Origin of the sequence: Psychrobacillus mangrovi (genome assembly GCF_037104765.1) — a bacterium.
Taxonomy (GTDB): Bacteria; Bacillota; Bacilli; order Bacillales_A; family Planococcaceae; genus Psychrobacillus; species Psychrobacillus mangrovi.
Map to the genome: position 1 here is coordinate 337,705 of NZ_JBAWSY010000003.1, position 22,477 is coordinate 360,181.

Genomic DNA, 22,477 nt, shown 5'->3' on the forward strand with positions numbered 1-22,477 from the left:
AAGTGAGAAAAGTCAAAGACCGATTTCGGCTTTGGCTTTTCTTACTGTTTAGCACCAAAAGGGACTATAAGTTTTTTGCTATTCGGATTTTGTCCATGTTACAATTATCTTTATGTGCAGGTTAACAGAGCAGGAGAGTGAACTATGAATAAACGTGATTATTATGAAGTGCTTGGTTTAACAAAAGGCGCTTCCCAAGATGAAATTAAAAAAGCATATCGTAAGCTTTCCAAACAATATCACCCTGATATTAATAAAGAAGCTGACGCAGAGGAAAAGTTTAAAGAGATATCAGAAGCTTATGAAGTGTTAAGTGATGAACAAAAACGTGCCCAATATGATCAATTTGGTCATGCTGGTCCAAACCAAGGCTTTGGTGGTTTTGGTGGTGGAGCAGATGGTTTTGGCTTCGAAGATATTTTTAGCTCATTTTTTGGAGGGGGAGGCTCTCGCCGCCGTGATCCAAACGCGCCAAGAAAAGGTAGTGATCTTCAATACTCTATGACCATTGAGTTTGAAGAGGCCGTATTTGGTAAAGAGACAGAAATAGAAATTTCAAAAGAAGAAAATTGTGATACATGCTCAGGAACTGGCGCAAAACCAGGTACACATCCTGAAACCTGTACGCATTGTAATGGTGCAGGTCAAGTTAGTGTGACACAAGATACACCATTTGGCCGTATTCAAACAAAACGCACATGTAATCAATGTCATGGAACTGGTAAAATGATTAAAGATAAATGTTCTACATGTCACGGAAAAGGTACTGTAAATCAACGCAAAAAAATTAAAGTGTCAATTCCAGCTGGAGTGGATGATGGTCAACAGCTTCGTGTAAGTGGTCAAGGGGAACCAGGTATAAATGGCGGTCCTGCTGGAGACTTATATATTGTATTCCGTGTTAAAGCAGATCCACGTTTCGAACGAGATGGCGATGATATTTATTATGAATTACCACTAACTTATGCCCAAGCGGCTTTAGGTGATGAAATCGAAGTCCCTACTGTGCAAGGGAAAGTGAAATTAAAGATACCAGCAGGAACACAGTCACAAACTAAATTCCGCTTAAAAGGAAAAGGCGTGAAAAACGTTCATGGTTACGGTGTCGGAGATCAACACGTTATTGTCAAAGTTATCACTCCTAAAAAATTGACAGAAAAACAAAAACAATTACTTCGTGAATTTGCTGAGATTAGCGGGGATATACCTGAAGAGCAAGGTAGTTCATTATTTGATAAAATAAAAAGAACGATAAAAGGTGAGTAAAGGAGTTGTGCGCAGGGTGAAATGGTCTGAACTATCTATTCATACAACAAATGAAGCAGTAGATGCTGTAAGTAATATTTTGCATGAAGCTGGTGCGAGTGGGGTAGTCATTGAAGACTCTGATGAGTTAGTTAGAGAAAGAGAAGATCGATTCGGTGAAATCTATAGTTTAAATCCAGACGATTTCCCTGTTGATGGAGTTCGTGTAAAAGCTTATTTAGCAGAAACTAGCTTTCTATTAGAAACGGTAGAAGAGATCAAGCTCGCGATTAATAACTTACAAAATTTTAATATCGATATTGGACACAATATCGTAACAGTACAAGAAGTGGACGAGGAAGATTGGGCAACTGCTTGGAAAAAATACTACCATCCTGTGAAAATATCTAATCTTTTTACAATCGTGCCCACATGGGAAGATTATGAACGAGTAAGTACAGATGAACTAATTATAGAATTAGATCCAGGAATGGCTTTTGGAACTGGTACTCATCCTACAACTGTAATGTGCCTTCAAGCTTTAGAGAAAACTGTCCAACCGAATTCAAAAGTAATTGATGTAGGAACTGGTTCAGGAGTGCTCTCTATTGGAGCAGCTAAACTTGGTGCAACATCTATACAAGCTCTTGATTTGGACGAAGTAGCTGTGGCTTCTGCAAAAGAAAATATTATTATAAATAATGTAGATCATTTGATAGAGGTTACACACGGTAATTTACTTGACAATGTAAATGAACAAGCTGATATTGTAATTGCGAATATTTTAGCTGAAATTATTATGACATTTACAGATGATGCCTTTTCTATTGTCAAAGATGGAGGCTTGTTTATTACATCCGGTATAATTTCTGCTAAAAAAGAAGATGTGAAAAATGCTTTGCAAAAATCTGGCTTTGAAATTGAAGAAGTGATGATGATGGAAGACTGGGTAACAATCATTTCAAAAAAACCACTTCAATAAGGAGATTGTTATGCAACGTTATTTTACGGATGTCCCAATAAACGAAAATAATATGGTTACAATAACAGGCGAGGATGCGCATCATATGATTCAAGTGATGCGCATGTCACCTGACGATCAAGTATATGTAGTTGTAGAAAAAATGACATATACGATGAAAATTATAGAAGGGACTTCAAAGGAAGTCCTCTTAAAAGTTGTTGAACAACAGAGTAATTCAAACGAAATGCCAATTGAAGTATCCATTGTATGTGGCCTACCTAAAGGCGATAAGTTGGAATTGATTACTCAAAAAGCAACAGAACTTGGAATGCATACACTTTATCCATTTGAAGCAAAAAGATCAATTGTAAAATGGAATAAAGAAAAAAACGAAAAGAAGCTTGTTCGTCTGCAAAAGATTGCAAAAGAAGCAGCAGAGCAATCTCATCGATCGAAGATACCTACTATACATAGTCCTATAAATTTAAATGAGCTTTTAGAAATTTCTAAAAGATATGATGTGAAGTTTGTAGCAGATGAAGAAGATGCAAAACAAGAGCAACGTAAAAAGTTTGCCGAGCAATTAAAAAAGGTGTATGATAAAAAATCGATACTTATTGTATTTGGTCCAGAAGGTGGATTAGATCGCTCCGAAGTACAAGTATTACTAGAAAATGATTTTCAACCAATTTCACTAGGGCCAAGAATTTTAAGAACCGAAACTGCCCCATTATATGCGCTTGCTGCAATTTCCTATGAATATGAATGAAAGAGGTGTAAGGATATGTCATCCGTTGCATTCCATACATTAGGCTGTAAAGTAAATCACTACGAAACAGAGGCTATTTGGCAATTATTTAAAGAAAATGGTTATGAACGTAGTGATTTTGAAAAACAATCAGATGTATACGTTATCAATACTTGTACGGTAACTAATACAGGTGATAAAAAAAGTCGTCAAGTAATACGTCGTGCAATTCGTCAAAACCCAGATGCTGTTATTTGTGTAACTGGTTGTTATGCACAAACTTCTCCGGCAGAGATAATGGCTATTCCAGGTGTAGATATTGTTGTGGGAACACAAGAAAGAACAAAAATGTTAGATTATATTGAACAATATAAATCCGAAAGAAATCCTATTAATGCAGTAGGAAACATTATGAAGAATCGAGTATATGAAGAATTGGATGTTCCATCATTCACAGATCGTACTCGTGCTTCCCTTAAAATACAAGAAGGTTGTAATAATTTTTGTACTTTTTGTATTATCCCTTGGGCTCGTGGCCTCATGAGATCACGTGATCCTGAAGAGGTAGTTCGTCAAGCTCAACAATTAGTTGATGCAGGTTATTTAGAAATAGTCTTAACTGGAATCCATACAGGTGGATATGGAGAAGATTTAAAAGATTATAACTTGGCTCAGCTTTTAAGAGATATTGAAAATAATGTAAAAGGACTAAAGCGTCTACGTATTAGTTCAATCGAGGCAAGTCAATTATCAGATGAAGTAATTGATGTTTTGAGAGATTCAAAAATTGTTGTGAGACACCTGCATATTCCTATTCAATCTGGCTCAGATACCGTGTTAAAAAGAATGCGTAGAAAATATACAATGAAGTTTTTCGCTAATAGACTAGATCGATTAAGAGAGGCTTTGCCTGATTTAGCTATTACTTCGGATGTTATCGTTGGTTTTCCAGGTGAAACGGAAGAAGAATTCATGGAAACGTATGATTTCATTCGTGACCAAAAATTCTCTGAACTTCATGTTTTCCCATATTCTAAACGTACAGGTACACCTGCTGCAAGAATGGAAAATCAAGTAGACGAAGAAGTGAAAAATGAACGTGTGCACCGTTTAATCACTTTAAATGATCAACTTGCTGTTGAATATGCATCTCGTTTTGAAGGCGAAGTATTAGAGATTATTCCAGAAGAAAAATATAAAGTGGATTCAGAGTCTAATTTGTATGAGGGTTATTCAGACAATTATCTAAAAGTTGTTATTCCTGGTTCGGATGATTTGATTGGGAAATTAGTTCGTGTAAAAATTACAAAGGCTGGCTATCCTTATAACGAAGGACAATTTGTACGGGTGCTAGACCAAATAGAAGAGTTAGTTTAATAAAAAAGTCAGTGAATCTAGTCTCACTGGCTTTTTTTTATAATTTCTATTATGATTAAGAGGTACGGACAACTGCCGAGAGGGGAATACAAATGACACAAAATATTGCAGCATTAATTGATCATACATTATTAAAACAAAATGCTACTAAAGATCAAATTGAAAAATTATGTGAGGAAGCTAAAACTTATAAATTTGCTTCGGTATGTGTGAATCCTACTTGGGTTCAGCTAAGCGCAAAACTTTTACAAGATAGCCCTGTAAAAGTATGTACAGTAATTGGGTTTCCATTAGGCGCAAGCACTACAGAAGTGAAAGCATTTGAAACTAAAAATGCTATTGAGAATGGCGCGGAAGAAATAGATATGGTTATTAATGTGGGTGCATTGAAAGATGCAGACTATGATTTTATCCAAAAGGATATCGCTGCTGTAGTAGAAGCAGCAAAAGAAAAAGCTATTGTGAAAGTAATTTTAGAAACTTGTTTATTAACAAATGAAGAAATTGTTAAAGCAAGTGAAATATCTAAAGCTGCAGGAGCAGACTTTGTTAAAACTTCTACTGGATTTTCAACTTCAGGGGCAACAGTTGAAGCTGTTAAACTTATGAGAGAAACTGTTGGACAAGAACTTGGAGTAAAGGCTTCTGGCGGTGTTCGCAGCCTAGAAGATTTACAAGCAATGGTGGATGCTGGTGCTTCTAGAATTGGTGCAAGTTCTGGTGTAGAAATTATGCAAGGTTTTACAAGTAAATCTGATTATTAATTTAGTTGTTAGTATTGACCGATTGTAAACAATACGATATAATTTTTTAGTACATAACACTTGGTTATGTACTTGACGTGTGTTCGGAGGGAGGGAAAGAGAGATGTCAAAAACTGTCGTTCGCAAAAACGAATCGCTTGAAGATGCTCTTCGCCGCTTCAAACGTACTGTATCTAAAAGTGGTACAATTCAAGAGGTTAGAAAGCGCGAGTTTTATGAAAAACCAAGCGTGAAACGTAAAAAGAAATCAGAAGCTGCACGTAAACGTAAGTGGTAAATTAATCCCAACCATCCCTACGTTCAAAACACGTACATTATGATTAACATTTACAACTATGTAAACCGAGAAAATTTATTTTCTCGGTTTATTTTTTTTTTGAAACTTTTTTCATTCTACTCCGTAAAGTATTATATACATATAGAAGAAGGGAGGTTTAAGGATGAAATTGTTCCGATATATTATTACTATTAGCTTATTGGTTTTATCATTTTTCATGATTGTTCCTTCTATTACTGCGGACGCTCCGAAAGTTTATAAAATTCCAGTGTATAAAGAAGTCGAAAAAGGTTTATATGCTTTTTTAAAAAGATCCATCAATGATGCAGAAGAAGCTGGTGCAGAAGCTATAATTTTTGAGATTAATACGCCAGGAGGATTTGTAGATTCTGCTGAAGATATTGTAAATTTACTGGATTCAACATCTATTCGAAAAATAGCCTATATTAATTCTCAAGCACTTTCAGCAGGAGCATATTTAGCACTTCATACAGATGAAATATATATGTCCCCAAATGGAACGATTGGAGCAGCAGCGGTAATTGACGGAAGTGGAAATGCTGCTGAAGTAAAAGCAAGAAGTGCGTGGAAGGCTAAAATGATCAATGCAGCCAATCGTACTGGGAAAAATCCCATTTATGCACAAGCAATGGCAGATGAAAGTGTTGACTTACCAAATTTTAATGCTCCAAAAGGTGAATTGTTAACGCTTACCTCTGCAGATGCTTTAAAGGTAAAGTACTCTAATGGGACAGTAAGTTCAATGCAAGAACTACTAGAAGTGACAAATTTAGCGGATGCACAAATTATTGAAACTGAGCAGACGGTTACTGAAACGATAGCTAGATTTATTACTCATCCTATAATAGTTCCAATACTTTTATCGATTGCTAGTTTGGGACTAATAGTAGAGTTGTATTCTCCTGGTTTCGGTGTTGCTGGAACAATGGGGCTCTTATCGTTAGCACTTTTCTTTTTTGGGCATTTAGTTGCGGGGCTCGCAGGGTACGAAACGCTTATCATTTTTGTTATTGGAGTAATCTTATTAATTGCTGAATTCTTTTTGCCCGGAGGAATTAGTGGTATATTAGGGGCAGCTGCTATTATTCTTAGTATAATTCTAGCAGGAGGCAATATTGTACAAATGAGTATTGCTGTTTTAATTGCTTTAACAGTAGCTATAGTGGGAATGGTGATTATTATGAAATTTTTTGGTAAACAATTAAGAGTATTAAATAAAGTAATTCTATCGGATGCAACAACCACAGAACAAGGGTATGTTTCCAATGTAAATAGACTTGAGTTAGTTGGTAAAGTAGCAGTAACGATGACACCCCTTAGACCTGCCGGAACGATACGTATAAGTGATGAGCGAATAGACGCAGTGTCCGATGGAAGTTATATTGATAAGAATAAGCATGTTATGATTATCAAAGTAGAAGGCTCTCGTATAGTTGTGAGAGAAGTTAGAGAAGAGGAGGAATAATATGTTTAGTGGAGGAATGATCGGTTTAATAGTAATAATCGTGTTAGCATTTATCGTGCTTTCTGTGTTTTTTACATTTTTTCCAATCGCATTATGGATTTCAGCACTTGCAGCTGGTGTAAAGATCAGCATATTTACATTAGTTGGTATGAGGTTACGTCGAGTTATACCATCTCGTATCGTAAACCCACTTATAAAAGCACATAAAGCTGGGTTGAATGTTGCTATAAACCAGTTAGAAAGTCATTATTTAGCGGGTGGTAATGTTGACCGTGTCGTTAACGCGTTAATCGCTGCTCACCGTGCGAACATTTCGCTAACATTTGAACGTGCAGCGGCAATTGATTTAGCAGGTCGTGATGTATTGGAAGCAGTACAAATGTCTGTTAATCCAAAAGTAATTGAAACTCCATTCATTGCAGGGGTTGCAATGAACGGAATTGAAGTAAAAGCTAAAGCCCGCATTACAGTACGTGCGAACATTGACCGTTTAGTCGGGGGAGCTGGAGAAGAAACAATTGTAGCTCGTGTTGGTGAAGGTATCATTAGTACCATCGGTTCAAGTACTAGTCATGAACGAGTTTTAGAAAACCCAGATTTAATTTCTCAAACTGTATTAGCTAAAGGATTAGATTCTGGAACAGCATTTGAAATTCTATCGATTGACATTGCGGACGTTGATATAGGTAAAAATATTGGCGCTGAACTGCAAACAGAGCAAGCTGAAGCTGATAAGAAAATTGCACAGGCTAAAGCAGAAGAACGTCGTGCAATGGCTGTAGCTTCTGAGCAAGAAATGAAAGCTAAAGTAGTTGAAATGCGCTCTAAAGTAGTTGAAGCAGAAGCAGAAGTACCACTTGCGATGGCTGAAGCTTTACGTGAAGGTAATATAGGTGTTATGGATTATATGAACTATAAAAATATTCAAGCAGATACAACGATGAGAGATTCAATAAGCAAAGTCGGGGGAGAAAAAACTTCTACGGATGAGTTGAAAGACTAAGAAATAATAGATAGGAGGTTTTCTCCTTGGAAAGTATTATTGTCATTATCATTATGGCGATCATTAGTAGTTTGGTTGGCAAGAAAAAGAAAACAGACCAAAAGCCTGTCAAACAAACTCAACAACAAATGAAACCAGTGAAAGATAATCCATTTAAAGATCTAGGCGATTTTGCAAAAGATTTTATGGATGAACAAAAAAAGCAATTGAATAGGAAATCCCCAGAAGTAAAGAAGGCGCCTATTCCCGTTGAAAGAGTAGAACGTGAAGTCATGAGAGATCAGGGCAAACCCCGTTCTACTGGTAGACTTTCTGTTCACCAGGAAAAAAAAGAAAAGAAAGTATCACAACCGAATATTAATGTTATTCCTAATTCCAAAGATGATTTAGTTAAAGCAATTGTATTCTCTGAAATTCTTGCACCACCAAAATCGAGAAGATAACTCATGAACACTCCTTTACATGCATAAAATCATGTAAAGGGGTGTTTTTTTGAAAAAATTATTTCCACTCCATGCGAGTATTATGATGGAAGATTTTAGTGAGATTACGTTAGATAATGAATTTACCATCCTTCGTTTAAAAGAAAATAATTTAGTTTGTGCATACGATGATTTCCTTTTAGAAATTCAAGCCAATACTTTAAAGATAAAATCATTATCAATGGAGCGACTCTGTTTGCAAGTAGAAGAGCTTAGTCATTTCAAAATTACGAGGAAGGAAAAAACGTAATGCCACAGCTAATCCAAGTAAGGATGCCGATTAAAGTGGATCAGCATCTATTATTTCAACGATTATTTTCCGCTAATATTGTTGTGTATCAAGTCTACAGTACAGAAAAGTACTTTTATTTTTCTGTTCGTAGAAAAGACTTGCCATTATTTCGAAAAATAAGAAGGTCATTAAAACTTCCTGTCCACTTAGTGGATGAAAGAAAAAAAGGAATCATTCAACCTTATGCTATCTCTATAGTAGGAGTGATCATATTTTTATTGATTCCAGTTTTACTTGCGCAATTCATTTGGACTATAAAAATTGATTCTGAATCGCCAGAAAATGATGTGCTTATTTATGAAGAATTAAAAGAAATGAATATCAAAAAAAATATGCGTGCTTCAAAATTGCCATCAGAGCAAGAGATTAGGCAAAAACTTTTATTAAAACATAAAGAATACTCATGGGTGCATTTTACAAAGTCAGGATCAAAACTGACAGTAACGCCGATGCTTGCACCTATTCAGACTGAACGTGTCATTAAAGATGCTCCCCCTGTACATTTAATAGCAAAAAGAAGTGGTGTCATAACCGATTTTGAATTAATAAAAGGAGTTAGGGCAATTGAAAAAAATGTTAGCGTTCAAAAAGGAGACGTTTTAGTAAATGGCTTTGTAACCCAAGGAGCTAAAAGAATTATTACGAGTGCAGAAGGAAAGGTATTTGCAAGTTATTGGATTGAGCTTGAATTTGAATTACCAAAACAAGTAAGTATCGTAAAGCCGAGTGAACGGAAGCTGGTGATACAAAAAAAGAGTGAGAAAAAAACTACGTTTTGGAAGGAAATTGTTCTTCCTAAACCTTTACAAAAATATTTAGAAGCAGGCTATGTTCAACTATCGGAAGAAAATAAGTTTTTACTGGATGAACAATCGATGGAAAAATTGATACGTCCATTACTTTATCAAAAAATAATAAATGAGCTACCAGCCGATACTCAAATTCTGGAGGATAAAATTTTACAGGTGACCATTCAAAATGATAAAGTAAAAGGGAAAGTATTATTTTTGATAAATGAAAATATTGCAATTCCACAAGTAATACCCTAAGGAGACGAAGCATGAGTGAACTTACACAATTAGATCTTATTTTACAAGACCCAACTGAAGCTGTAATGCTTCTAGGTATTTCAGATAAAAATGTAAAGCTTATCGAAGAAGAACTAAAAGTACAATTGATTTCTAGAGGGGAAACAATTCGTATTGTTGGTGAAGAAAAAAATGTAGATGAAGCAAAAAAGTTAATGGAACAATTATTATCTGTCATTCATAAAGGTATCAATATTAACTCACGTGACGTTTCTTCTGCGATTGAAATGAGTATGAATGGCACAATAGAATACTTTTCAGGTTTGTATGACGAAGAAATCGCAAGAAATACAAAAGGAAAAGCAATACGTGCAAAAACAATTGGTCAGCGAGAATATATACAAGGTATACGAAAATTTGACTTGGCATTTGGAATTGGACCAGCTGGTACTGGTAAAACTTATTTAGCTGTAGTAATGGCTACACAGGCATTAAAGAATGCGCACGTTAAAAAAATCATTTTGACACGCCCAGCAGTGGAAGCAGGCGAGAGTTTAGGATTTCTACCCGGAGACTTAAAAGAGAAGGTAGACCCTTATTTAAGACCGTTATACGATGCGCTACATGATGTTCTTGGAATGGAACAAACCGAGCGCTTAATCGAGCGAGGAACGATTGAAATAGCTCCTCTTGCATATATGAGAGGAAGAACCCTGGATGATGCATTCGTTATTCTTGATGAAGCTCAAAACACAACTAAAGCACAAATGAAAATGTTCTTAACTCGTCTAGGATTCGGATCCAAAATGGTTATCACAGGAGATAAAACCCAAATAGATTTACCTAGAGGTGCAGAATCGGGATTAATCATTGCAGAGAAAATCTTGAGTAATGTTTCAGGTATTCATTTTCAATATTTGGAACAAGGGGATGTAGTACGTCATCCATTAGTTGCAAAAATAATACAAGCATACGAAGAACAGCAGCCTTAATGGGCTGCTTTTTTTTATCTATGTGGTTGGTAAGGTACAAATGTGGGTGTCTACTATTTATTGTAAGAATTGTAAGGCTTTGCGGATTCTAAGTAACTTTTTATTTTTTGATACTGTCTTAACTTTTGCGTTTCCAGGATGTGCGTCTCATACGCCTCATAAGCCCGTAGAATTAGAACCTTAAAGAAGTGGGTAGCGTACCAATTATATGCATAGACTGAACAGATACATCACCAATTATATGCATTCTAGCTGGCAGCACGTCCGAATGAGGCGCTATATGCGCAAGCGCATCCAACTGTCTCATACGGCACGTCATGCGGCTTGCAAGGCGCGACTCATCCTGCGGAGGCTCATGCGTAGCGTGCGGGCAGCGCACATCCGTGTTTTGCTTTATAAGTTGCTGAAGCAGATTCTAAATAATAAAAATGTGGATGAGAAAGCACTTTTATATAGGCATACGTTACCTATTGCATTGAGATAACAATTTATAAAGTAAGTCTTCAGGATGTGCGCCTTACACGCCGCAGGAGCGCGAAGAATGAGACCCGTAAAGGATGTGGGAGCGACGAAGGCGCGACTCATCCTGCGGAGGCTCATGCGTAGCGTGCGGCAAGCGCACATCCGTGTTTTGCTTTATAAGTTGCTGAAGCAGATTATATATAAAAATGTTGTTGAGAACATACTCTTATATAGGCATACGTTATCTCTTACTTTGAGATAGCAATATGAAGTAAGCTTCTTCAGGATGTGCGAATTACACTCCGCAGGAGCGCGAAGAATGATACCCCCGTAAAGGATGTGGGAGCGACAAAGGAGCGACTCATCCTGTGGAGGCTAATGAGTAGCGTGCGGCAAGCGCACATCCGTCTCTATTTGACAAGTTGTTGGACCCGAATCTTTCTCCTTTTCACTTTTCTAAATGCTTAAATTTGGAATTATTTTTAAAACATACAATAAATAAGGTATAATGAAGGTACCATTTAGAAGGGTGATGAATATGTTATGAATTCAATTTTATTAAAAATGAAGGAATGGAGTAATTATAAGCATCTCCCGCTAGTTATTATTTTTATTACGGCTATAATTATGTTTTTTTTATTGATCGGCAATGTGAAGGAAAATACATATGATATTAAAGAGTTTCAATTATCTCCAGATACTATTCGTGCAGTTAAAACCATAGAAGATACCGTTAAAACAGAAGAGGAACGTGAAAGGGTAGCAGCAGAGATTCAACCATACTATCAATTTCAAGAAGAGACTGCAGATAACCAAGCTGCCATCATCAGTTCCATATTTGATAGTGTCATTGAAATCAAAAAAGAAGTGATTCCTGAGGGAGAAGCAGAAAATAGAACAAGCCAGCTAGAAAAATTGAAAAAGGAAATTGATAAAATTGTTGATAATGCAAGTATGGTGCAGTTAAACGATGAGGCATTAATAACTTTATTGGGTCAAAGTCCAGCAGTACTTGAAAAATCTAGTGATACCATTACCACCCTTGTTAAGGATATGTTGGATAAACCGATTCGATTTGAAAACGTTTCTGATAAGAAAAAAGAAATAGAAGATCAAGTAAGGAAGTCTTTAAGATATTCAAATAACTATATGAATCTTTTGTCATCGATTGCTCGGTCAAGTGTTGTAGAAACTGAAATTGAAAATGAAGAACAAACAGAAATTCGCATAGAGCAGGCAAAAGCTAGTGTAGAACCAATTCGAATTTTACAAGGTCAGATTCTTGTACAAAAAGGAGAAATAATAGATAGAGAAGTTTATAGACAACTAAAACTACTAGGAATGCTCACAAATAAATCATCATACAAACCGATTATTGGTGTAGCTTTATTTGTCGTTTTGACTATGTGGGTTGTATATGTTCAAACAATTAATAGAAAAGTTAAAACTAAAGAAAATTCAAAATCCTTATTAGTTGTTCTGTTTAGTTTACTTATTTCCGTATTATTGATGAAAGTATTACAGTTTATTGCATATAATTTTGATGTTGTCATTGCATTTATTTTTCCGACAGCAATTGTGTCCATGCTTGTATATTTGCTAGTAAATGAGCGTATGGCCTTTATATCTACTATCATAATTGCAGCATATGCTGGATTCATTTTTCAAGAAGGATATACAAATGTATTTCAAATGGAAGTATCCTTGTATATTTTATTTGGAGGAATAGCAGGTATATTCGCGTTACAAAAAATGAACACCAATTCACAAATCTTGCGCTCAAGTCTAATCGTTGCGTCGGTTAACTTAATATTTATACTTTTTTATTTATTGATGACTAAAACGACGTATGGGGTTGGGGATTTACTTTTTTATTTTGGAGCGGCAATACTATCAAGTATATTGTCCGGAGCTTTAACTATAGGGATCTTACCGTTTTTTGAATCTCTATTTGGGATACTATCTACAATGAAGTTAATTGAATTATCCAATCCGAATCATCCTCTACTAAAGAAAATTTTAACCGAAACACCAGGGACCTATCATCATAGCGTAATGGTTGCCAATTTAGCAGATTCAGCATGTGAAGCAATAGGAGCAAATGGGTTACTAGCAAGAGTATGTTGTTATTATCATGATATTGGCAAGACGAAAAGGCCTGGATTTTTTATAGAAAATCAAATAAACGGCTATAATCCGCATGATAATTTACCCCCTGAGGCAAGTCGTGATATTATTATTACACATGCTACAGATGGGGCAAATATTTTACGTAAACATAAAATGCCGAAAGAAATTATAGATGTTGCGGAACAGCACCATGGGACAAGTCTTCTTAAATTCTTTTATTACAAAGAAAAAGAACAAAATGATAAGGTACTCGAAGAAGATTTCCGATATACAGGTCCTAAACCGCAAACAAAGGAAAATGCTATAATTTCCATTGCAGATAGTGTAGAAGCGGCAGTTCGTTCTATGAAAGAGCCAAATTCAGATAAAATACAAGCATTGATACAATCAATTGTTAAAGATAAATTACAAGATGGACAATTTGATGAATGTGATTTATCTTTACGTGAAATAAAGAAAATAGAAGAAAGTTTTTGTACAACGTTGAATGGGATATTCCATTCACGAATAGAATATCCAAAATAAAAACTAAGGTGGAACAAATATGTTAGAACTAGATTTAATGGATGAGACTAACACATTATCCGAACAAACAATCGAACTAGTGGAAAAGGTATTGCAATTTGCTGCTGATCAGCAAGCAGTAAAAAGTGGAAGTGAAGTTAGTGTGACATTTGTAACGAACGACGCTATTCAAGAGATTAATCGTACGTACAGGGATAAAGACGTTCCCACTGACGTCATATCTTTTGCAATGGAGGAAATGGGTGAAGGGGAGATCGAGATAAAAAATGCAGATATCCCTACTCTTTTAGGTGATATAATTATTTCAGTCGAACGTGCAAGTGAACAAGCTGCATCCTATGGTCATACATTTGAAAGAGAGCTTTGCTTTTTAGCTGTCCATGGCTTTTTGCATATACTTGGATATGATCATGGAACAAAAGAGGAAGAACAAGAAATGTTTGGTTTACAGGAAACGATACTACAGGCTTTTGGATTGAAACGTGAAGGCCATGGACAGTCGTAAACTTATAAAATCATTTATATATGCTTCCCATGGGATTTTACATGTTATAAAAAGTGAACAGAATTTTCGTTTTCATTTACTTGCCGCAATCGTAGTAATTATAGCAAGTATAACTACTGGGTTATCTAAAACTGAATGGATAATCATTATTATGTTAATCTGTGGCATGTTCATGGTAGAATTATTAAACGCTTCAATTGAACGAGTTGTCGATTTAGCGTCACCCGACTATCATGAACTTGCATTGCAAGCAAAGGATTTAGCTGCTGGTGCATGTTTAATATACGCCATATGTAGCGCAGTTGTCGGTTTAATTATATTTATCCCTAAATGGTGGGGAATCTTATTTTAGAGGTGAAAAAGATGAATAAAGAAATGTTAATGGAAGCTTCTAAAGCTGCAAGAGAAAAAGCGTATGTTCCCTATTCAAAGTTTCCAGTTGGAGCCGCACTTTTAACAGTTGATGGTGAAGTGATTCATGGCTGTAATATTGAAAATGCATCGTTTGGGCTAACAAACTGTGCAGAAAGAACGGCTGTATTCAAAGCAGTTTCAGAAGGAAAGAAAAAATTTGCTGCAATAGCTGTGGTAGCGGATACGGCAGGGCCTGTGTCACCATGTGGTGCTTGCAGACAAGTACTGGTGGAATTCTGTGAAAGAGATATGCCAGTATATTTAACAAATTTAAATGGACATGTGCTTGAAACAACGGTTGAAGAACTTTTACCGGGTGCATTTACAACGGAGGACATGGAATATGGAGCAAAACAATAAAGGCTACAAATCAGGATTTATCTCTATTATTGGAAGACCAAACGTAGGAAAATCAACCTTTTTAAATCGAGTAATTGGACAAAAGATTGCCATTATGAGTGATAAGCCCCAAACTACTCGAAATAAAGTACAAGGTGTATTAACTTTGGATGCAAGCCAAATGATTTTTATTGATACACCAGGAATTCATAAACCGAAGCATAAGCTTGGAGACTTTATGTTAAAAGTCGCAAAAAATACGCTACGTGAAGTAGATGTTATTATGTTTATGGTAAACGCTACGGAACCAATAGGAAAAGGCGATGAATATATAATTGAAATGCTAGAAAATAATGAAACACCTGTTTTTCTAGTCATCAATAAAATCGACCAAGTTCATCCAGATGAATTGATTAAAATTATCGAGTCATATAAAGATAAATACAACTTTGCAGAGATTATCCCAATCTCAGCCCTTCAAGGAAATAATGTAGAAAGATTACTTGAAACTGTTCAAAAATATTTACCGGAAGGTCCTCAATATTATCCGGCAGACCAAGTGACGGATCATCCGGAACGATTTATTATTTCTGAATTAATTCGAGAAAAGGTACTACATTTAACACGTGAAGAGATTCCACATTCAATAGCAGTTGTAATCGACAAAATTAAAAAAGAAGAAGATACCGAGAAAGACATGATTCGAGTAATGGCAACAATAATCGTCGAAAGAGATTCCCAAAAAGGGATTGTCATCGGGAAAAAAGGTGCTTTACTCAAAGAAGTTGGAACTAGAGCTCGTCACGATATTGAAATGCTACTAGGGACAAAAGTATTCTTAGAACTTTGGGTAAAAGTACAGAAAGATTGGCGTAATAAGTCTACTCACTTAAGAGACTATGGTTTTAGAGAAGATGAGTATTAATATGCTGAAAATAATCTCTTAGCAAAGAAGGAAGGGAAGACAATTGCTCCAAAAAGTTGAAGGGATTGTCTTGCGATCTTCCTCTTATGGAGAATCTGATAAAATCGTTACGATTTTTTCTCGAGAGCTTGGAAAAAGAGCAGCACTTGCTCGTGGCGCTAAAAAGCCAACTAGTCGTTTAGCGTCCGTTTCGCAACCCTTTACGTATGCTTATTTTCTAGTACAGCAGGGTAGGGGAATGGGGACTCTTCAACAAGGAGAAATTATCGATTCGATGAGATCTATAAGAGAAGACATTTTTACTACTGCCTATGCTAGCTTTATAATGGAATTAGTTGATAAATTGATCGATGATGAGTCACCTAAGCCGCGTCTTTTTGATATTTTACAGCAGGCATTACATGCCATTTCGGATGAATATGATCCAGAAGCAATCAGTTTATTTGTGGAATGGAAGATGCTGCCGATAGCCGGTGTATATCCAGTGTTACATCAATGTACAAATTGTGGCGCGACTGATGGAGAATTTTCCTTTTCATTTCAGCAAATAGGTTTCCTATGTCATCGTTGCTTTTCCATAGATCCTTATATCATCAGGCTGACACCTTCACAAGTAAAACTTATTCGTACTTTTTATACTGTACCTATTGACCAAGTTGGGAAGCTTTCACTGAAAAAAGAAACAAAAGGATTTATTAAAAAAATTGTACGCACTATTTATAGTGAGCAGGTGGGTATCCGTTTAAAGTCACAGAGCTTTTTGGACCAGATGGAGAAGACCCCTGAATTTTATACACCAAAAAAAGATCCAAGTGAGGAAGAATAAATATCTTCCACGCTTGGATTTTCTAATTTATAGAAAAAAACCTTTGGAGTAATCATTAAAAGCCCCACTTAAAAATAGTACTTTAATCTTGACTACAAATGTATTTCGGTAAACAGTTATGAATAATAATAAATCTTCCTAAAGAAGTTACTTTATCCAATTAAAAGTAAAGATAGTAGATATCTATAAGGAATTGTCTATAAGGCAAGGACCACCACGAAGACCCCTGTGGGAACAGCTTGAGCAGAAGACCCCGCAGTTGAGTGGGAAGGCAATCTAAGTTCGCCGCATCCTGCGGCAACGATTGCATGACCAACATCCTGTTGGCCAAGGAGGCTGAAGCCAAGCCCACGGAAAGCGAAGTGGTGGTCCTTGCAGAATTTGATATACAACTCTATGCACCCAAAATTGAGTTTGACTACAGTCTGGCCCCACTTAAGAGTAGGGCTTTTATTAATGCTAAATATTTAAAATTGTAGTTGTTTTTCAATATACGATTGAACTTCTGCGATAGGCATTCTTGCTTGTTCCATTGAGTCACGGTGACGAACAGTAACTTGACCATCTGTTTCAGAATCGAAATCATATGTGATACAGAATGGTGTTCCGATTTCATCTTGTCTACGATAACGTTTACCGATAGATTGAGATTCATCATAATCTACCATGAAATGTTTGCTTAAATCTGAGAATAATGAAGTTGCACCCTCAGATAATTTTTTAGATAATGGTAAAACTGCTGCCTTGATTGGAGCTAGAGCAGGATGGAATCGTAATACAGTACGAGTATCATCACCTTCTAATTGTTCCTTATCAAATGCTTCGCATAGGAATGCCAGTGTTACTCGGTCTGCTCCTAAAGATGGCTCGATACAATATGGAATATAACGTTCATTCGTAATTGGGTCGATATAGTTAAAATCTTCTCCAGAATGCTCCATATGCTGTTTTAAATCGAAATCTGTTCTATCTGCAATACCCCAAAGTTCACCCCATCCAAATGGGAATTTATATTCGATATCAGTAGTAGCATTAGAATAGTGAGAAAGTTCGTCTTCCGAGTGATCTCTTAAACGAATGCTATCTTCAGACACACCTAAGTTTAATAACCAATCACGACAATAGGTACGCCAAAACTCGAACCATTCCATATCTTCACCTGGCTTACAGAAGAATTCTAATTCCATTTGTTCAAATTCTCTTGTACGGAAAGTGAAGTTACCAGGTGTAATTTCGTTACGGAAACTTTTACCTACTTGTGCGATACCAAAAGGCATTTTTTTACGCATAGATCGCTGTACGTTTTTGTAATTAACAAAAATTCCTTGTGCAGTTTCTGGACGTAAAAAGATTTCATTTGTAGATGATTCCGTTACTCCTTGAAACGTTTTGAACATTAAGTTGAATTGACGAATGTCAGTATAATCGAAAGCACCACAAGATGGACAAACAATTTCGTGTTCTTTCATGATTTCTTCCATTTTTTCAAATGATAGACCGTCAACAACCATTTCTATACCTTTTTTTTCTAGAGCATCTTCTATAATTTTATCGACACGATGACGGGATTTACATTTTTTACAATCAATCATTGGATCATTAAAATTACCGATATGACCAGAAGCTACCCAAGTTTTTGGATTCATTAAAATAGCTGCATCTAATCCAACATTGTATGGTGATTCTTGGACAAATTTCTTCCACCAAGCTTTTTTAATGTTGTTTTTAAGTTCTACACCGAGTGGACCGTAATCCCAAGTGTTTGCAAGCCCACCGTATATTTCCGACCCGGGAAAAACAAACCCTCTTTGTTTAGCTAAACTTACTACTTCCTCCATTGATATTGCCATATAATTACCTCCATTTTTCTAAATGCTTTTTTAGAGTAAACGCAAAAAAACTCGTCTCCGGGCCATAATAGCCCGGGGACGAGTATTAAACCCGCGGTTCCACCCCGATTGATTGTAACTTACAATCCACTTTAAAAGCATAAGCTCCGAGCTGCCTTTTCCTGTTTTGTGGTCTTTCACCATCACCACTCGCTATCTTTACAGTACTTATAATGCTCTTCAACGCTTTATTATTTGTTGATATTGTAACATGAGCCAGTTTTCTTAGCAATCATAGACATTATCGTATATACTTGATAAGTATCAAGTATAACACTTTGAGGCGGTGAGTCCAATCGAACTCAACAAACGGCAAAACGAGATTTTGGACATTGTAAAAGGAAACGGCCCCATTACAGGTGAACAAATTGCAGAAAGACTTCACTTAACTCGGTCTACTTTAAGACCGGATCTTGCAATTTTAACGATGGCAGGCTTTCTAGATGCTCGTCCGCGAGTTGGTTATTTTTACTCAGGCAAGAAAACAAGTCAAGCTATATCCGATAATATTGCACAAATGCTCGTAAAGGACTTTCAATCCATACCAGTCGTTGTAGAGGAAAGCATGACCGTATATGATGCGATATGTCATATGTTCCTAGAAGATGTAGGTTCCCTATTCGTAGTGGATAAAAATTCACTTTTATCAGGCGTACTTTCAAGAAAAGATTTTCTACGAACAAGTATAGGAAATCAGGATTTAAATAAAATTCCGGTTCATATGATTATGACAAGAATGCCAAATATAACGTACTGCATGAAAGAAGATACGATAATAGATGTAGCAAAAAAATTGATAAGTAGACAAATTGATTCTTTACCAGTTATTAAAGAAAGAAAAGATGGTTTAGAGGTAGTTGGAAGAATTACGAAGACGAATATCACGCGTGCTTTCCTATCATTAGCCGATGACCATGATCTGTGAGGGGGATAACTATGAAAATGCTTAACCTATTTATTATCTCAGATTCTATTGGAGAAACTGGTGAATTAGTTGCGAAAGCTGCAATTAGCCAATTTAGGCCGGGCCTTCAACATACAAAGTTGAAAAGATTTACACATATTGATTCGTTATTTCATATAAAAGAAATTACAGAACTTGCAAAAGAACAAGATGCAATTATTTTATATACGCTTGTACAAAAAGAGATGCGTGATGCATTGATAAAATATTGTGATGAATATGAACTTGACTCAGTAGATTTAATTGGTCCCGTTATTCAATTATTGGAAAAAAATCTGAACGAAAAGCCATTTGAAGAGCCTGGATTAGTTAGAAAACTAGACGAAGATTACTTTAAAAAAATTGAGGCTATTGAGTTTGCAGTGAAGTACGACGATGGGAGAGATCCTAGAGGTTTATTGCAAGCAGACATTGTATTGATAGGCGTTTCAAGAACTTCTAAAACACCTTTATCTCAATATTTAGCACATAAGAGATACAAAGTGGCTAATGTTCCGCTTGTTCCTGAAGTAGAGCCACCAGAAGAACTTTTCTTAGTTGACCCAAATAAATGCTTCGGTCTGGTAATTACACCAGAGAAGTTAAATTCAATTCGAAAAGAAAGACTAATTGCAATTGGTTTAAATGATGATGCTAGTTATGCTAAAATAGAACGTATAAATGAAGAAATAAAACATTTCGAGAAGATTGTAAAAAAAATAGGCTGCAGAGTGATTGATGTTACGAACAGAGCTGTAGAAGAAACAGCAAATGAAGTCATTAATCATACTCAACAAAAATAAATTATAAGAAATAAAACCGATTCACATTTGTGAAAAGGTTTTTTTGTATTGTCTATCGAATAAAGTAATAGATTAAAATGAATAATTGTTTTATAATTGTTATTTGTGGAAAAAAGAAATTTATTCTCTATGAAACTTTTTTTATGAATTATTTTGTCGATTCTTGCAGGAATTTTATTGATTCTCTCGAATTAAGTTAAATAGCAAGTAAAGATGGTGAAGTAATGACAAATCGTATAGAAGAAGAGATTATCGAACAAGTTAGAACTAGCAATGATATCGTCGATGTAGTAAGCGAATATGTTCAGCTTACGAAAAGAGGGAGAAACTATTTTGGGTTATGTCCTTTCCATGGCGAACAAACACCATCTTTTTCTGTGACACAGGAAAAACAAATATTTCACTGTTTTGGATGTGGTGCAGGCGGTAATGTTATTACCTTTGTAATGGATATCGAAAATCTATCGTTCCAAGATGCAGTAAGTAAACTTGGAAGTAGAATTGGATTAACGATAGAAGAAAGTTCCTCCGATAGTTCAGAAGCAAAAGCCCCAGTCTCAAAAGAAGTAACAATTATGAAAAAAGCACATGAATTTGCAAGTGATTATTTTCATCATTTATTGCTTCATACAGTGGAAGGGGAAGATGCATTAAATTACCTAGAGGAAAGAGGGTTTTCAAAAGAAATCATTGAAAAGTACAAAATTGGCTGGTCTCTTACAAGTTGGGACGCCCTTACTTCGCTTTTAGAACGAAAAGGTATGGATTTACAAGAAATTGAGAAAACTGGGCTCATTATCAGAAAAGAAAATGAACTTAAGTATTTTGATCGTTTTCGAGGAAGAATTATGTTTCCAGTTTTTGATGAAGGTGGAAATGTTATTGCTTTCTCAGGAAGAATTCTTCATAAATCAGAAAATGAAGCAAAATATTTAAATAGTCCTGAGTCTCCCATCTTTCAAAAAAGCCAAGTACTTTATAATTTAGATAAAGCCCGACTAGATATAAGAAAGCAGCGTAATGTTATTGTCTTTGAAGGATTTTTAGATGTTATAGCTGCATCAAAAGCGGGTATAACTAATGGTGTTGCAACTATGGGGACTGCTTTGACGTCCCAACATATATTAAAGCTAAACAGACTAACATCCAATGTGACGCTTTGTTATGACGGCGACAAAGCTGGTATGGAGGCAGCTAAAAGGGCAGCATCTGCTTTACAGTCTCAAAATATACAAACGGAAGTCGCAATAATTCCGGATGCTATGGATCCAGATGATTATATAAAAAACTATGGTGAAGAAGCATTCAGAACCAAAATTATAGAAAAACCGCATTCCTATTTATCTTTTATGATGATTGTTTCTAAAAGAGACAAGAATTTTAATAATGAAAATGATACTTTGCAGTATATCCAAGAAATTTTGGAAATACTGAGTGAAAGAAATTCTTCTGTAGAACGCGATTTATATATTCGACAACTTTCGCAAGAAACGAATGTTTCGGAGGAAGCAATCTATCAACACCTTAGAAAACTTCAAGGTAATAAAGCTAAGCAATCTAAAAATCAACGACCTGAAACTCTTCAAGTTAATCCAGAGATGAAGAAAAAGAAAAAAACCTTATCAGCGGATGAACGTGCGGAAAGAATTTTACTTTCTCATATGCTTCATAATTCCCAAGTTATTGATATTGCTCGAAATATTAATGGAGAACAATGTTTTATACGCGACGTATATGAAGCTGCTTATGTAAGGTTAACTGGATTTTATGAAGATTATCCGGAAGGAGATTTTCAACGCTTTTTAGAAGTTATTAATGATGCAGAAATTAGAAATATAGTTATGGAAGCAGCGCTCTCAGAACGTGATCCAGATCATGAACAAGAGGAAGTCATGGACTGTTTGCGCCATATTAGAAAATACCGGGTAGAGCAGCAAATAGAACAAAAGCTACATGAAGCAAAAGAAGCAGAGAAAATGACGGATATTGTTAAGGCTCTACAACTTGCTCAGGAAGCTATTCAATTAAAAAAATCATTAGCGGCTTTTGAGAAATAAA

Annotated in this window: 22 protein-coding genes; 21 read left to right on the forward strand and 1 reads right to left on the reverse strand. The window is 35.7% G+C overall.

Annotated features, from left to right (window positions below):
• Positions 1-144 precede the first annotated feature (144 nt).
• The 18 genes from dnaJ (at position 145) to recO (ending at position 16,784) form a co-directional block, all read left to right on the forward strand.
• Positions 145-1,266 carry a molecular chaperone DnaJ gene (dnaJ, locus tag WAX74_RS07560; protein ID WP_336497040.1) on the forward strand — a complete coding sequence of 374 codons (1,122 nt, stop codon included), beginning with the start codon at positions 145-147 and terminating at the stop codon, positions 1,264-1,266.
• A 16-nt stretch (positions 1,267-1,282) separates the two neighbouring features.
• Positions 1,283-2,227 (forward strand): 50S ribosomal protein L11 methyltransferase, encoded by a 945-nt coding sequence (gene prmA / locus WAX74_RS07565; RefSeq protein WP_336497041.1) that lies wholly within the window; start codon positions 1,283-1,285, stop codon positions 2,225-2,227.
• Positions 2,228-2,237: 10 nt separating this feature from the next.
• The gene (locus tag WAX74_RS07570) at positions 2,238-2,978 is read left to right on the forward strand and encodes a 16S rRNA (uracil(1498)-N(3))-methyltransferase (RefSeq protein ID WP_336497042.1); all 741 of its coding nucleotides are present in this window, start codon (positions 2,238-2,240) and stop codon (positions 2,976-2,978) included.
• A 15-nt stretch (positions 2,979-2,993) separates the two neighbouring features.
• Positions 2,994-4,334 (forward strand): tRNA (N(6)-L-threonylcarbamoyladenosine(37)-C(2))-methylthiotransferase MtaB, encoded by a 1,341-nt coding sequence (gene mtaB, locus WAX74_RS07575; protein WP_336497043.1) that lies wholly within the window; start codon positions 2,994-2,996, stop codon positions 4,332-4,334.
• Between the two features lie 92 nt (positions 4,335-4,426).
• A complete protein-coding gene (gene deoC / locus WAX74_RS07580; RefSeq protein WP_336497044.1) occupies positions 4,427-5,098 on the forward strand; it encodes a deoxyribose-phosphate aldolase in 672 nt (223 codons plus the stop codon).
• Positions 5,099-5,201: 103 nt separating this feature from the next.
• Complete coding sequence (gene rpsU, locus WAX74_RS07585) at positions 5,202-5,375, forward strand: 30S ribosomal protein S21 (protein WP_004227078.1); 174 nt, start codon at positions 5,202-5,204, stop codon at positions 5,373-5,375.
• Positions 5,376-5,538: 163 nt separating this feature from the next.
• Positions 5,539-6,861 carry an NfeD family protein gene (locus tag WAX74_RS07590; RefSeq protein WP_336497045.1) on the forward strand — a complete coding sequence of 441 codons (1,323 nt, stop codon included), beginning with the start codon at positions 5,539-5,541 and terminating at the stop codon, positions 6,859-6,861.
• 16 nt (positions 6,862-6,877) lie between these two features.
• On the forward strand, positions 6,878-7,864 hold the full coding sequence (gene floA, locus WAX74_RS07595; protein WP_413788934.1) for a flotillin-like protein FloA: 987 nt from the start codon (positions 6,878-6,880) through the stop codon (positions 7,862-7,864).
• Between the two features lie 26 nt (positions 7,865-7,890).
• On the forward strand, positions 7,891-8,307 hold the full coding sequence (locus WAX74_RS07600) for a hypothetical protein (RefSeq protein WP_336497047.1): 417 nt from the start codon (positions 7,891-7,893) through the stop codon (positions 8,305-8,307).
• A gap of 49 nt (positions 8,308-8,356) precedes the next feature.
• A complete protein-coding gene (locus WAX74_RS07605) occupies positions 8,357-8,596 on the forward strand; it encodes a hypothetical protein (protein ID WP_336497048.1) in 240 nt (79 codons plus the stop codon).
• Positions 8,596-9,687, forward strand: a complete 1,092-nt coding sequence (locus WAX74_RS07610; RefSeq protein WP_336497049.1) for a sporulation protein YqfD — start codon at positions 8,596-8,598, stop codon at positions 9,685-9,687. Before WAX74_RS07605 ends, WAX74_RS07610 begins: the two co-directional genes overlap by 1 nt.
• Positions 9,688-9,698: 11 nt before the next feature.
• Positions 9,699-10,658, forward strand: coding sequence for a PhoH family protein (locus WAX74_RS07615; protein ID WP_336497050.1), 960 nt, complete (start codon positions 9,699-9,701; stop codon positions 10,656-10,658).
• 1,005 nt (positions 10,659-11,663) lie between these two features.
• Positions 11,664-13,775 carry an HD family phosphohydrolase gene (locus WAX74_RS07620; protein WP_336497051.1) on the forward strand — a complete coding sequence of 704 codons (2,112 nt, stop codon included), beginning with the start codon at positions 11,664-11,666 and terminating at the stop codon, positions 13,773-13,775.
• 19 nt (positions 13,776-13,794) lie between these two features.
• Positions 13,795-14,280, forward strand: a complete 486-nt coding sequence (gene ybeY / locus WAX74_RS07625) for an rRNA maturation RNase YbeY (protein ID WP_336497052.1) — start codon at positions 13,795-13,797, stop codon at positions 14,278-14,280.
• On the forward strand, positions 14,267-14,632 hold the full coding sequence (locus WAX74_RS07630; RefSeq protein ID WP_336497084.1) for a diacylglycerol kinase family protein: 366 nt from the start codon (positions 14,267-14,269) through the stop codon (positions 14,630-14,632). The genes ybeY and WAX74_RS07630 overlap by 14 nt, the downstream gene beginning before the upstream one ends.
• An 11-nt stretch (positions 14,633-14,643) precedes the next feature.
• Positions 14,644-15,054, forward strand: a complete 411-nt coding sequence (locus WAX74_RS07635; RefSeq protein WP_336497053.1) for a cytidine deaminase — start codon at positions 14,644-14,646, stop codon at positions 15,052-15,054.
• On the forward strand, positions 15,038-15,958 hold the full coding sequence (gene era / locus WAX74_RS07640; RefSeq protein ID WP_336497054.1) for a GTPase Era: 921 nt from the start codon (positions 15,038-15,040) through the stop codon (positions 15,956-15,958). Before WAX74_RS07635 ends, era begins: the two co-directional genes overlap by 17 nt.
• Before the next feature lie 43 nt (positions 15,959-16,001).
• The gene (gene recO / locus WAX74_RS07645; RefSeq protein ID WP_336497055.1) at positions 16,002-16,784 is read left to right on the forward strand and encodes a DNA repair protein RecO; all 783 of its coding nucleotides are present in this window, start codon (positions 16,002-16,004) and stop codon (positions 16,782-16,784) included.
• 467 nt (positions 16,785-17,251) lie between these two features.
• On the opposite strand, the gene WAX74_RS07650 is transcribed toward recO, so the two are convergent.
• Positions 17,252-18,634, reverse strand: a complete 1,383-nt coding sequence (locus WAX74_RS07650; RefSeq protein WP_336497056.1) for a glycine--tRNA ligase — start codon at positions 18,632-18,634, stop codon at positions 17,252-17,254.
• A gap of 325 nt (positions 18,635-18,959) precedes the next feature.
• On the opposite strand from WAX74_RS07650, the gene WAX74_RS07655 reads away from it, so the two are divergent.
• The 3 genes from WAX74_RS07655 to dnaG all read left to right on the forward strand — a co-directional run bounded on the left by WAX74_RS07655 (position 18,960) and on the right by dnaG (position 22,476).
• Entirely contained in the window at positions 18,960-19,598 is a 639-nt protein-coding gene (locus WAX74_RS07655) for a helix-turn-helix transcriptional regulator (RefSeq protein WP_336497057.1), read from the forward strand.
• Between the two features lie 11 nt (positions 19,599-19,609).
• On the forward strand, positions 19,610-20,419 hold the full coding sequence (locus tag WAX74_RS07660; RefSeq protein ID WP_336497058.1) for a pyruvate, water dikinase regulatory protein: 810 nt from the start codon (positions 19,610-19,612) through the stop codon (positions 20,417-20,419).
• Positions 20,420-20,643: 224 nt separating this feature from the next.
• Positions 20,644-22,476 carry a DNA primase gene (gene dnaG / locus WAX74_RS07665; RefSeq protein ID WP_336497059.1) on the forward strand — a complete coding sequence of 611 codons (1,833 nt, stop codon included), beginning with the start codon at positions 20,644-20,646 and terminating at the stop codon, positions 22,474-22,476.
• Position 22,477: the final 1 nt, after the last annotated feature.